Genomic DNA, 13424 nt, shown 5'->3' with positions numbered 1-13424 from the left:
TATTGTCTTCTTTGAGTGGTTGATACGTTTTATAGAGATAAACTAGAACATCAATGACGAAAATCGATGATGAGTTGGCCGATAGAGGCTTGTTTTCTCATGCTGATAAGCGCAAAATTCAAAAAAACGTAGAGGAATGGTTATGGAACTCGAAGATATCCGCCGCGAATATTCAAAGGGTGGGTTGCGCCGTCAGGATTTACTAGCAGATCCGATCGATCAATTTAATGCATGGTTAACACAGGCTGTTGAGGCTAAATTGACAGACCCAACGGCGATGACCGTTGCAACGGTTGATGAATCCGGTCAGCCATTCCAGCGTATCGTACTACTTAAAAATGTAGATAAAAGTGGGTTTGTCTTTTATACCAACTTAGGCAGTCGTAAAGCTCAGCATATTGAGGCAAATGCTAAAGTTAGCCTGCATTTTCCATGGCATCCATTAGAGCGACAAGTGCATATTACGGGGACCGCAGAAAAACTGTCTACCTTGGAAAATATGAAGTATTTCACATCACGCCCTAAAGACAGTCAGCTCGCGGCAATTGCCAGCAAACAAAGCAGTCGCATCTCGGCTCGTGGTGTCCTGGAAGGTAAGTACCTTGAGCTAAAGAAGAAGTTCGAAAAAGGTGAGATCCCTGTGCCATCATTTTGGGGGGGCTACCGAATCCGCCCTGAATCGATCGAGTTTTGGCAAGGTGGAGAGCATCGACTTCATGATCGTTTTCTCTTTACAGGTGATAATGAAGGGCATTGGGATATCGAGCGTTTGGCACCTTAGTGACTGAAATATAAGACCATTACTACAATAAAAGCCGCGATTACCGCGGTTTTTTTATGACTAAAATGTGAAATAGTTCAAATTACAACCACCGTAAGTTACTGCTTCATGATCATGGTTCCGGAAGCTTGATCAAGTGAGGATCCTTTTTGAGTGTGCATAATGGACTGAATAATGGGCATTTATAACGGTTTCGGTGAATCGACGGTGAATATCTTTTCCAATATAGAGGTAAATCGCTATACTCACGGATTCTACACCGCGAACAGTGACACCGAGAAACATGCCGAATAAATCAAATCATCCTCTTGATCATGCTTCCCCAAAACCGGCTGAAATTGTCCGTCTACCCTCACATATGGACTCTCATGAGCATCATTATTCGCAAGTTGTGATCGGTTTAAAAGGTCATGCTGAGTTTGATGTGGGTGGCGTTGGGAATTTGGTGGGACCAGGGCAGGGTTGTGTGGTGACTTCAGGCCTTGATCATGCTTTCGGTGGTGTCATTGATCAACCCGATATTTTGGTTCTCAACCTACCTATACCCAACGATGATGACCCCGTATTGCTCCATCGTATCAATGAGTTATCTCATAATCGAACGTACTTTCAGCTGGATACACAGATTCAGAAACTGATCCAGATGCTGGTAGCGGAGATGACCAGTAGCCCTGATGACTTATTATTAAGTCGTGCGTGTAACGATACTGTGATTGCGCTTCTGCAGCGTCATATTTCTGAGCTAAAAACGTCTATGCGCGATTCGCGCTTCGATCTTGAGCATATCGATCGTTATATCGATCAGCACTTATGCCATAAAATATCGGTTTCACAGCTAGCTGGTAGTGTGTTTTTGGCAGAAAGTCAGTTTCATATGTTGTTCAAGGAACAGCTCGGTATCACACCTCACCAATATGTTTTGAACAAGCGCGTGGATGCAGCAAAAAGGCTGATTGAGCAAGGTCATTTAAACCTTGGTCAAGTCGCTGAGTTAACCGGGTTTTCTGGACAAAGCACATTCACGCATGCTTTTTCTCGCTTGCAAGGTGTCTCGCCTTCTCGCTACAGGAAACGTTTTTCTTGAATAGTGCTTATACGCCTATTGTTTCGATCTTATTTTAATTTTTGTATGTTTCTATTCGCTGTCGATACAGATCATTACGGCGTCTGGCCGCCAGTACTCAAATTCGCAATCCATCAGTTGCCCGTCTTGTTTGTAATTGACTCTACAAATTTTTAGAACCGGTTGCCCTTCAGCAAGGTTGAGTGCTTGGGCAACATGGCTTGGCGCGGATGTTGGTATGACATCAAAATGGGAACGTTGTGTGATGTACTGGTATTTATCTCGATAGCAACTCGTTAACGATAACGTCAAATTCTCGTCCAAAATCCCTGGAAATAATGTCGCGACTAAGCAGTTTTCGACAAACAGCACGACTCGCCCATCAATGTATCTCAACCTTTCAATGACGTGGATTGGTGTAATTTTTTCAGCCATCAATGCCCTGGCGTACTCTCCACTGGCAAGCTCACTTCGAGTGTTGACGAGTTTGGTTTCTGCAATTCGATTCTGATCGCGGATCATTTGATGGAAATGACAGCGAGACAATGGGTTGTACCTTATCCTAGGTGGCGATACGAACCACCCACGGCGTTTCTCTCTATAGATCAAGCCTTCCGTTTCCAGTGACGTCAAGACATCTTTAATGGTGATACGAGTCGTCGAAAAGAGTTCACTGAGCTCTCGTTCTGAGGGGAGCTTTTCCCCCGCAACGAGAATATCACTTTCAATTTGGGATCGAAGAGTGGTTTTAATTTTACCAAGCTGGGTACGCGCATGCATGCTGATCTAGTCCAAGAATCCGGTTCTAAACAAGCTACTGGAACCGCGTAACAGTTTAATGACAGCCATCTTATGATGTTGTTGTAATAAAAATTGGTTTAGGTGACATGAATCTGCCATCTAATTTAAATAAAAGCGTCAAATTAGCGCCCACCAATTGTCACATTTTGGACATAGCATAAAAAGTGAACTTACTGACCTAGTCCAAAGGGAAACAGACAATGAAAACTTTGCTAAATTGCGCAAAACTTTCTGCAACAACGTTGTTGATCGCGACGGTATCGTCGTCGGCATTTGCCAAAGAAGACAGCATTCAAACTTTAGTCGAAGCGGCAAAAAAAGAAGGGGCTGTATATAGTGTCGGCATGCCCGATAGCTGGGCGAACTGGAAAGATACATGGAGCGATTTACAGTCTACTTATGGCTTGAAACATCAAGATACGGATATGAGCTCGGCGCAAGAAATTGCAAAGTTTGAAGCGGAAAAGAAAAACGCAACGGCTGATATTGGTGATGTAGGTTTTGCATTTGCACGCGTCGCGGTTCAAAAGGGTGTAACGCAATCCTATAAACCAACGACGTGGGATGATATTCCGGATTGGGCGAAAGATAAAGACGGTCACTGGGCATTAGCTTATACCGGTACTATTGCGTTTATTTCTAACAGTAACTTAGTCAAAGATGCCCCTAAATCTTGGCAAGACCTGCTTGATGGGGACTACAAGGTCACTGTTGGGGATGTCGGTGTTGCGGCGCAAGCTAATAATGCCGTATTGGCTGCAGCATTTGCTAATGGCGGTGATGAAAGTAATCTAAAACCTGCGATTGAATTTTTCTCTAAATTAGCTAAACAAGGTCGCTTATCGTTTAACGATCCGAACATCGCTAACCTTGAAAAAGGGGAAGTTGAAGTGGCTATTCTTTGGGACTTTAACGCGCTTAATTATCGCGATCAAATCGACCGTGATCGTTTTTCTGTGACGATTCCTCAAGATGGTTCGGTTATTTCTGGCTATACCACTATCATCAACAAATTTGCTCAAAACCCCAATGCCGCAAAGCTGGCACGTGAGCATATTTTTAGTGACCGCGGCCAAATCAACCTTGCCGAAGGATATGCTCGTCCGATTCGCAGCAATGTCACCTTGCCTGATTCTGTGCAAGCTAAATTGATTGCAAACGACCAGTACAACAACGTTCACCCTGTGACAGATTTTAAAGCATGGGAAAAGTCTGCTCGTCGCTTGCCTCGTCAATGGCAAGAAAACGTGCTTATCCACCAGCAATAAGGGTTGAACATGAGCAATAAGGTTATCCTTGTTGTTCTCGATGGCCTCAATTATCAAGTAGCCCGCGATTGCATGGGCTACTTGAATGGGTTAATCGAGCAACAAAAAGCAACGTTATATCCGCTGCAGTGTGAGCTTCCCTCCATGTCTCGGCCTCTTTATGAATGTATTTTGACGGGTGTTACACCGGTTCTTAGCGGCATTGTTAACAATCAAATAGTGCGCTTGTCTAGGCATGATTCGGTATTCAGTTTGGCGAAAGAACAAGGCCGAGTGACCGCCGCAGCGGCCTATCATTGGGTCAGTGAACTGTATAATCGTGTACCTTATGACGCCGTGCGCGATCGCTTTACCGATGATGTGCAATTGAACATACAACACGGTCATTTCTATCATTGGGATCACTACCCGGATGAGGCATTGTTTCTTGACGCCGAGTCGTTAAGACAAAAACATCAACCGGATTTTCTACTGATTCATCCTATGAATATTGATGATGCCGGGCACAAGTTTGGCTTAAATTCTTCGCAGTATCGTAATACAGCACGTCATGCTGACATTTACTTATCTAACTATATTGAAAAGTGGCTGGCGGAGGGATATCAGATCCTGGTGACAAGCGATCATGGGATGAATGATGATTTGTCACATGGTGGTATTTTGCCTGAAGAACGGGAGGTACCTTTGTTTGTGATTGGCGATGCGTTTACTCATGCCTCTATCGATCTCAAGCAGACTGAAATATGTGGAGTGTGCTGCCAATTACTTGGTCTTCAACATTCCAAGCCTTTTCCACCGGAGTTTATCGCCTTATGAATTCCTCAACACTCACGCCGTCACGGTCAGAATCTGCAATTGATCAGAGTTCACATCATAAACAGCGACGTTGGAAGGCGTTGAAGCCGGCGATTTTATTAGTCCCGTTTGCATTGTTTTTCTACTGGTTTCAGCTTGCTCCAATGGGCTGGGTATTCTTAAACAGCTTTCAGTATGACGGTGAGTTTTCATTCGAAAACTATTTGGAAGTGTTTGATTCTAGCTTCATGATGCAAGCGTTTAGCAACAGTATTTGGCTTGCTATTTGGTCAAGTGTAATCGGACTGTCCATAGCGGCCTTACTGGTGTCATCGTTGCGTCGTGTGGACAGTAAATTGCGTGATGGCGTTATCGCCTTTACGAATATGAGCAGTAACTTTGCCGGTGTTCCGCTTGCTTTCGCGTTTATCATCATCCTTGGCGTCAATGGTGCAGTGACCCTATTGCTTAAGCAGTACGGCATTATTGAAGAGTTTAACCTTTACGGGAAATGGGGATTGTTGGTTATTTATATCTACTTCCAGATTCCGCTAGGGGTGCTGTTGTTGTATCCCGCCTTTGATGCACTGCAAGATGATTGGCAATCTGCATCCGCTTTGCTTGGGGCAAAAACATGGCAATATTGGACGCAGATTGGCTTTCCTGTTCTTTCCCCTGCGTTGCTGGGTACCCTGATTATATTAGTTGCGAACGCGATGGGCGCTTATGCGAGCGTGTATGCGTTGACGGCAGGAAACTATAACGTTATCACCGTTCGAATTGCCAGTTTGGTATCGGGTGACTTGTTTTTGGAGCCCAATCTGGCCGCTGCGATCTCGGTGATACTGATGGCGATATTGGCGTTCATTACCATTATCAATCAGTGGCTGCTATCGAGGAGTTATCATGCCTCAAAGTAATTATTCTAATACACGTAATGTTAGCACTTACTATCACAAGTTCATCGTCTATGGCATTGTTGGCCTTATGCTGGTGCCTATTATCGCGACCTTGGTCTACTCACTTTCATCTAAGTGGGGGGCGACGATTCTACCTGACGGTTTTACTCTTGATTGGTACTTAAAGTTGCTGACTGACCCGCGTTTTCTCGCGGCGTTTGGGCGTTCATTATTGGTCTGTTTTGCCGCATTGGCGTTAAGTATTGCTCTTATTCTTCCCGCCATTTTCGTCGTATTTTACTATTTCCCTAAATTAGACAAGCTGATGAATGTGTTGATTCTACTACCGTTTGCAGTGCCTCCAGTGGTGTCTTCAGTAGGATTACTGCAAATCTATGCTGATAGTGCGATACCGCTGGTTGGCACTCCGTGGATTTTGATTGGTACTTACTTCACCATTGCGTTGCCGTTTATGTATCGAGCAATCTCGAACAGCTTTGAGGCGATCAATCTTAACGACTTAATGGATGCCGCGCACCTGTTGGGCGCGAGTACGACCCAAGCCTTTCTCTTGATCATCGTTCCGAATCTTAAAAAGGGCTTGTTGGCCTCCTTGTTCTTGTCTTTTTCCTTTTTACTCGGTGAATTTGTCTTTGCCAATATTCTGGTGGGTACTCGTTTTGAGACGCTACAAATTTATCTCTACAACATGCGTCAGACTAGCGGACACTTCACGTCGGCGTTAGTGATGACTTACTTCAGTTTCATTTTTTTACTGACTTGGCTTGCCAGTCGTTTTAGTCACAGCGAACAAAAGGGCGGCTTATGAGTTATGTCAATGTTAAGCAACTTACCAAACGGTTTGGTGCCAATACCGTGTTTGAGGATATTGAGTTTAATATCGAGCAAGGTGAATTTATTACATTATTGGGACCGAGTGGCTGCGGTAAATCAACGTTACTGCGCAGCCTTGCCGGACTCAATCCTGTCGAAGGTGGAGAGATCTGGGTTGATGGTGTCGATATTACCCATTTAGCGCCACAACAGCGTGGCATTGGGATGGTGTTTCAATCTTACGCGTTATTTCCAAACATGACGGTGGAAGGCAATATTGCCTTCGGATTAAAAATGCAGCGCCTTGATTCAGCGACTATTTCATTAGAGGTGGCAAAAGTCATTGAGCTGGTGGAGTTAGGTGGCAAAGAAAAGCAATATCCCCATCAGTTGTCTGGTGGGCAGAGACAGCGTGTCGCGCTTGCTCGGGCCTTGGTAGTGAAGCCGCGTATCTTGCTGCTCGATGAGCCTTTGTCGGCCCTTGACGCTAAAATCAGAAAGAATTTGCGACAACAAATTAGGAAAATACAAAAAGAATTGAACTTGACCACCGTGTTTGTCACTCATGACCAAGAAGAAGCCATGATTATGTCAGACCGTATCTTTTTGATGCACCAAGGGGAGATTGTTCAGCAAGGCGCGCCAGAGCATATCTATACGCACCCTGTTAATGAATTCGTTGCTGGATTTATGGGGCACTACAACCTTGTTGATGCACAAAAAGCGAAGTCATTGTTCAATATTGATGTGGATTCGAAAGTCGCGATTCGTCCTGAATCAATTTACGTAAAAGAACAGGGACGACATTACGGTCAGCATATATCCACCCCTAAATTCGGCACGATTCTTCATCATCAGTTACTTGGCAATGTCATTCGTTATCAAGTTGATATCGACGATTGTGAGCTGACGGTCGACTTGCTAAATCGATCTTCAGAGCGTTTGTTGGCGGTGGGAAGTCAGCTAGAACTGTTATTCAATTTAAACGAAATTCAACCTGTGAGAGCTTAGAATGTCAAAACCCCTTTATGTATTCGATATGGATGAGACGCTATTTGATGCGGATTGTGCCATGCTTTGGAATGAATTTTTGGTCGAGAAAGGGATCGCGATACAAGTGGATTTCCTAGAGCAAGATCAGCGCTTGATGACGCTGTACGCTCAGGGGGAACTGGACATGGAAGACTACCTTTCTTTTTCCATGGCACCGCTGCAGGGTGTGAGTAAGTCTCAAGTCGCAAGTTTAGTGAATGAGTGCATCGATGAAAAAATTATGCCGCGTTTTTTTCCGCAAGCAAAAGCACGATTGGCTGAGCTAAAGCGTGATGCGATTGATACGGTTATCATTTCTGCTTCCGTTAGTTTTCTTGTCCAAGCGATTGGTCAACGCATAGGCATTGATACGGCGATGGGCATTGATTTAATCGAAGACAAAAATGCCTATACCGCACAGATTAAAGGCATTCCAACCTATCGTGACGGTAAGGTCTTAAGGCTAAAGCAATGGTTGGAAGCAGGCGATAGACATTACACCTCGATCCATTTCTATACGGATTCGATTAACGACCTCCCTTTGTGTGAATATGCGGATTTTGCTTATTTAGTAAACCCATGTCCGAGACTCAAAGCAATGAGCGATAGAGAGAATTGGCAGGTATTAGAGTGGTCGGTTTAGTGCGTTAAAACGACGACTTTGGTATTTATCGGAGTGATTGGTATGAACAATGCCAATCACTCCGTTATTTCTGACACGGTTTACTCCGTGATTTTCTCTACTTCTTTAATTGAGAAATCAGCAAACCAAACCTCGTCCTCACCCTCGTTGAGAGATGCGATATCGTTCAGAGAGCGGTAGATTCCCCATTTTGGTCTGACAAAATTACCGTCGCTCGCATTGCTCCCGGAGCGCCACAATTCGATATTACTTTCATTAACGGCAAACAACGGGGTTTGTTCGCCAAGGGGTGTGACCGATAAGTACAGTGCGCCTTTTTCGCTAAATGTGCTTCTCACCATGACCTCTAACCACTGGCCTTGTATCTGCGTTGCCCAGTCAATATCCATCTGAGAGGTATGCAACAACATGGTTTTGGTGTTATCGGCCGTAACATGTCTCACTTCGAGCCCACTTTCACCGCTCTTGGTGTTGGCGGTAATCGTGACCAGCGGTTGACTGACCGGATCGCTGCCATCGGTTACCGCTTTAAGCTGGAATAAATGGGTAAAGTGACTGGTGACAGCGAGGTCATCCCCGACCCTGAACTTCCAACGATATTCGAAGGTTTTGTCCATTACTCCTTTTAGAGAGTCATCTGACTTATCGTACACCTTAATTTCGTTACGTTGCCTATCGGTATAGTCTTTATCGCGGTCCTTATCTTCATCTCTGTGTAAGACGAAACGGAAGTAGTTACCGACCATGTTGTCATTGTCTTCCGTGATATGGTCAATGTGCGGATGATTAGCGTCACCATAGAGATCAGGCGCTTCAATAGAGCCGGTTCCGAGTATGCTCTCTATCAAGTCATAGGTTGCCATTCCATTGGCACCATCCGCGATAAGATCAGTGCTACTGATTACATAATATTGCCCGGAATCATCAACAGGAGGGTGGTATACATCTGATGGTGTGTCTTCACTACTGCTGCCACCACAGGCGGACAATAATAAGGAAGAATAGGCAACAATGGCAGCTTGAAGAATCGAGGGTTTACGGTTCATATTCGTCACTCAAATCTAAATAAAAAAAGGCACCCTACGTGCCCTAAAACAACAATGCTTACTTCTTATCAATAGCATAATCAAGGCTATAGAAGTGCACTTCACCGGTACCATGTTTAAACTGGTTATAGATTCCCGCTTTGAAGTAACTCAGCATGTGTTTCCAATAAGTAATGTCATGATCAAGTTTGGTTTCACCGTCAACATTAAGCAGGTGCAACTTGCTCACTAGTTGCGAGTTTAATTTCGACTACTGTAACTAAAAAATTGCGCGGATAAAGCGACTCCGAGTAGAGCAATTTTGATAGCCATTGAAGGATACCCTTTGGATACAAGTTCATCGTCCGTATTGAATAAAGGCCCAACTAAACAGTTGGGCCTTTATTAAGGTGAAACTCGGCAGTGTTATTGAGCGCTAAATTGAGTTACACGTTCAGCAACTTGCTCAGCGGTTAGTGCTACATTCCAAAGGCCAATGTTATCAACTTGGCCATCAAAGTTTTTGTCACTGCTCGTTGCACCGCCCAGCAGGATGAATTTATCTCCTGAGTTTTTCGCTAAATCCCAGTCAACAGATTTAGTTGCGACAAGTTCTCCGTTGAGGTAAATGGTTGCTTCACTTGCAACATCATCGTATACAGCTGCGACGTGATACCATGTGTCATCCATAATAGAGACCGATGAGACCGCTTCTGTAGAAAGGTTACTGTCACCTACAACGCCACCGTAAACTTTAAATTTGAGTGTGTCGTCGTTTGATTCGATGTAAAGTTTATAACCAAGGTAATTACTTGTGTCAGCATAGTCGACAAGTGCTACATCAGAGGCATTAGCGCGATCTCGATTGATTACTGTCTCAATCGAAAAAGACCCTTCAATTTGGTCTGCACCAGTGGTTCCATCTGCAGTGTAATAGGCATAACCGTAACCAGCTGTATCTTGGTCAACATCAATCGCTGTTGCATTTGAGCCTGTTGATCCAGCCGTAGATGTAAGTGTGGCATTACCTGTCCATTTCGTATTGCTACTTGCTGCTGTTCCGGAGTCTGTTGTAGCGTCGCCATTATTAAACTTGAACTCATGCACTGCTGATGGAAAGTCTCCAGGTTCTACTGGATCCGTTGTATCATCGCCATTACCGATGACAGTTGCTTCGGAAGTGCTGCTATTGTATGGGTTACCTTTTAGGACTTGTCCGGTCGCGTAACCATCGAAGTTATCGTTGAACACCTGCTCTTCACTACCGGTGTCATTGGAGAAAACCGTTAAGTTATCACCGACGAATTTGAAGTTTGTTGTATTTTTTGTATCACCGATTTTTAGGGAAATCACGGTGACTGCTGCATCTTCAGTTATCGCACCAATAAATTCTTCATCGTTGACAGTAAACTTGAATTCGCTATTACCCCAAGTCACTTCGATGGCTAGTTCTTCGCCATTTTCAAATGTTCCACTGGTTTCGGTAATTTCACCACCACTTACACCCCCAACTCCTGCACCTCGATATTTGACTTTACCTTCACTCAGAATGATCTCGCCATACAGGTTTTTGTTCGATGTACCGTTGGTATAAAGTGAAATGTAAGCGTTGTCACCGGTACCATCTGCTTCTTGTTCTGTCTCTTCATCTACTTGATAAATAACATCTACAGTCAGCTTACCTGAAGCAATGCTGCTTACTGTCGCTCCTGTTGATGAATCTGATAGTTTGAGTCTTAATTCACCAACATCATCGGTAAGCGTATCTAAAATTTGAACTTGGTTGTTTACCCCCGATGCTTCATTAGCTGCTTTAATTGCATCGGTCACTTCTTGGTTGTTTGCTACATCTGATGCTGAAAGCTCACCAAAGCTACCACCACTATCAATAACTAAAGCGTCACCGGTCACTGTGAAAGTAGCGCCAGAAATAGGAGTGGAAGTTATAGTAGTACCGTTGATTTCATGGTAAACAAAATCAATGGTTTGAGGATCTGACTCAAAACCATCACTGTAATCATTCGAGTAAATGCGGTAAGTGCCAGGAACTTCAAAATCGGTATAGAATTTTTGATTAGTTTTACCATCAAATACATAAACATCAGGTAAATCCATGCTATCTGCCATAGCAGCTGCACCGCTAGTATCGCCAAATTGCCAATTACCACCAGCTAAAGGTGAAGTCGGTGCTGGGGGCGTGACCTCTGGCTCTTGGACTAGCTCTGGACCATTACAGCCCACCAATAAACCTGCTGAAAGGGTAATTGCAGCCGCAATCTTAGTCATTCGCATCATAAACTCTCTTCATATCCGTGAACTTAGTATGCAATAATATTGTATGATCTAAGAGTTTGTTTCTAGTTGTAAGAATATGTAGCTTGACGGTCGTCACGTGTAAGACAGTATATTCGTCAAAAATTGTGACTGACTTGGCGGTTAGTGATAATTGTATCGAAATAAAAGCCTGGATAAGCTAGTCAGCAGGTCGTTTTGTCGCGTTATTTACCGAGTGAGTGGTAGTTTACAGAGTAGAATAAGGTACAAGTCCTAACCAATGTGCGTTTCTTTGGCTTGATTAGCTAGGACTTAGAAGACGGTTTTAATGATCTATTTATATTGATTAATCATACATAAGCGCATCGGCTTTTTTCATATCGAACTCTTTGAGTGATTTTCTTGCGAGGGCTCTGAAAGGCAAGGCTTTAACGATTTCTTCAAATGGCTGCACAGCAAATGCCCAAAATATTGAACCATCAAAACCAAAAATTATAAGCGCACACAATGGGATAGAGATTACCCATTGCCCCGTGAAGTTGATTTTAAATACAGCCGTTGTCTTGCCAAGCGCTCTCAGTACGTGTCCATGCACGGTATTGTAACCGCGAATAATAGGCAAAAAGATGTAGAGTGGCGCGATAATGGCAAGCGCTTCATAGGTTGATGGATCTAAATCGGGATACACATTGGCAATGACGAGGCTGAGCCCAGCAAAAAACACAGCGCAGACAACGGAAATCCCTACCGCGACGTCAATACTTGTATCCACGTTTTTCGTTAGATCATCCATTTTACGAGAGCCTATTGCTTGGCTAATCGTGATGGCAGACGAGTGTGCCCACGCGGTAATAAATTGTGTTCCTGCACGAATCCAAGGGAACACTAACGTGATGGCAACATAGGCGTTGATATTCAGTTGTGAGTACATGAGTTGGTACGTGGTAGCACCAATAGACAAAATTGTTACGTTGGCGGCGACAGGGAAAATCTCTACAAAATGTAGGCGGATGTTACGCTTTAACGTCGACAGTTGGTCGCGCATGTTGAGTGTGATAGCGGAGTCAAGGTGCACACATAAGCACAAGAAAATGAGACGAATCGCAATGGCAATGACGCTGCCCAATGCGGCCCCCTGAACCCCGGTCCCTTCAATGCTTACCCCCTCAGAAAGTGACACTCCGTAAATGAGAACATAAGAGAGAGCCGTATTAATTGGTAGCTCAAGGACGTACCCTTTGAGCGGAACTTTTGTGCGTCCCATGCTATTAAATAATGCTGTGATAACCTGTGTGACCGAGGTAAATAAGACCAGATACTTGGAAACATCTAGGTAGCCACTGATTTCCGTATGTAGCGACATATCATCAGTAATGGCGTGCAGCAACGGTTGTTCAAAGAGTGTGAGCAGTAACCAAAATAATGAGGCGACTGACAAGTTAATAATCATGCCCGATAAAAAGGCTTTCGATAATGCGCCTGACGTTTGCGATCCCACGGCTCTGCTCAATACCAGCTGAGTACCATTGGCCAATGCCATCTGAATACCAAGAATAAACGCCACCACGGTGGTCGCAATGCCCATTGCCGCAAGAGGGATCTCACCAAGTGGTGACACCATCAAGGTATCGATCATTAACATGGATTGCATCAGCAATGCGTTAAACGCGAGCGGCCACGCAAGCGAAAAGTTTTTTCTTATGTAGGAATGGGAGGACAAAGCGTTACCTTATTGAGCATGGGTCAAACGGAAGAGGAGGGGACATCTCTTTTATTCTTGAATGATATAATAATACAAAACGAGTCCCGATGGCATGAGCTGAGTCACGTTCAATTATGAGCCTCACTGATTTTGGTGCATTTTTCTTTCTTAAGTTTCTTCGTTATAGCCAAAATTATGAGTCATTCCGCACAATTGAAATATTCTATTTATAGTCGTTTACAGTCATAGTGTTACTGGTAACTTTATGGGCAATAAAATGATTAAACGGCTGATATATCAATGATCA

13 protein-coding genes are annotated in these 13424 nt (G+C 44.0%); 8 read left to right on the top strand and 5 right to left on the bottom strand.

Annotated elements, in window-relative coordinates:
• Positions 1-142 precede the first annotated feature (142 nt).
• The gene (pdxH, locus tag AB4405_RS15675; RefSeq protein ID WP_372061728.1) at positions 143-781 is read left to right on the top strand and encodes a pyridoxamine 5'-phosphate oxidase; all 639 of its coding nucleotides are present in this window, start codon (positions 143-145) and stop codon (positions 779-781) included.
• A gap of 283 nt (positions 782-1064) precedes the next feature.
• On the top strand, positions 1065-1865 hold the full coding sequence (locus tag AB4405_RS15670; RefSeq protein ID WP_102470362.1) for an AraC family transcriptional regulator: 801 nt from the start codon (positions 1065-1067) through the stop codon (positions 1863-1865).
• 51 nt (positions 1866-1916) lie between these two features.
• Here AB4405_RS15670 and AB4405_RS15665 read toward each other — a convergent pair whose 3' ends face one another.
• A complete protein-coding gene (locus tag AB4405_RS15665; protein ID WP_372061727.1) occupies positions 1917-2624 on the bottom strand; it encodes a UTRA domain-containing protein in 708 nt (235 codons plus the stop codon).
• Positions 2625-2845: 221 nt separating this feature from the next.
• Here AB4405_RS15665 and AB4405_RS15660 point away from each other — a divergent pair, with 221 nt between their 5' ends.
• Genes AB4405_RS15660 through AB4405_RS15635 form a run of 6 tightly spaced genes read left to right on the top strand, consistent with a single transcriptional unit; the run spans position 2846 to position 8116 of the window.
• A complete protein-coding gene (locus AB4405_RS15660) occupies positions 2846-3913 on the top strand; it encodes an ABC transporter substrate-binding protein (protein ID WP_372061726.1) in 1068 nt (355 codons plus the stop codon).
• 9 nt (positions 3914-3922) lie between these two features.
• Entirely contained in the window at positions 3923-4729 is an 807-nt protein-coding gene (locus tag AB4405_RS15655) for an alkaline phosphatase family protein (RefSeq protein ID WP_372061725.1), read from the top strand.
• Positions 4726-5628: an ABC transporter permease gene (locus AB4405_RS15650; protein ID WP_372061724.1), complete on the top strand. Its 903-nt coding sequence runs from the start codon at positions 4726-4728 to the stop codon at positions 5626-5628. The genes AB4405_RS15655 and AB4405_RS15650 overlap by 4 nt, the downstream gene beginning before the upstream one ends.
• Positions 5615-6436 (top strand): ABC transporter permease, encoded by an 822-nt coding sequence (locus AB4405_RS15645; protein WP_372061723.1) that lies wholly within the window; start codon positions 5615-5617, stop codon positions 6434-6436. Before AB4405_RS15650 ends, AB4405_RS15645 begins: the two co-directional genes overlap by 14 nt.
• Complete coding sequence (locus AB4405_RS15640; RefSeq protein ID WP_372061722.1) at positions 6433-7452, top strand: ABC transporter ATP-binding protein; 1020 nt, start codon at positions 6433-6435, stop codon at positions 7450-7452. Before AB4405_RS15645 ends, AB4405_RS15640 begins: the two co-directional genes overlap by 4 nt.
• 1 nt (position 7453) lies before the next feature.
• Entirely contained in the window at positions 7454-8116 is a 663-nt protein-coding gene (locus AB4405_RS15635) for an HAD family hydrolase (protein WP_372061721.1), read from the top strand.
• Positions 8117-8196: 80 nt separating this feature from the next.
• On the opposite strand, the gene AB4405_RS15630 is transcribed toward AB4405_RS15635, so the two are convergent.
• The 4 genes from AB4405_RS15630 to AB4405_RS15615 form a co-directional block, all read right to left on the bottom strand.
• Positions 8197-9162: a hypothetical protein gene (locus tag AB4405_RS15630; protein WP_102470354.1), complete on the bottom strand. Its 966-nt coding sequence runs from the start codon at positions 9160-9162 to the stop codon at positions 8197-8199.
• 58 nt (positions 9163-9220) lie between these two features.
• Complete coding sequence (locus AB4405_RS15625) at positions 9221-9391, bottom strand: polysaccharide lyase family 7 protein (protein ID WP_157933729.1); 171 nt, start codon at positions 9389-9391, stop codon at positions 9221-9223.
• Positions 9392-9567: 176 nt separating this feature from the next.
• On the bottom strand, positions 9568-11436 hold the full coding sequence (locus tag AB4405_RS15620; protein ID WP_102470353.1) for a LamG domain-containing protein: 1869 nt from the start codon (positions 11434-11436) through the stop codon (positions 9568-9570).
• A gap of 325 nt (positions 11437-11761) precedes the next feature.
• Complete coding sequence (locus AB4405_RS15615; protein WP_372061719.1) at positions 11762-13066, bottom strand: MATE family efflux transporter; 1305 nt, start codon at positions 13064-13066, stop codon at positions 11762-11764.
• Between the last annotated feature and the right edge of the window lie 358 nt (positions 13067-13424).

Source organism: Vibrio sp. 10N.261.51.F12 (assembly GCF_041471725.1).
Lineage (GTDB): Bacteria > Pseudomonadota > Gammaproteobacteria > Enterobacterales > Vibrionaceae > Vibrio.
Note: the sequence above shows the minus strand (reverse complement) of the source record. Positions and strands in the feature narration are given on the sequence as shown.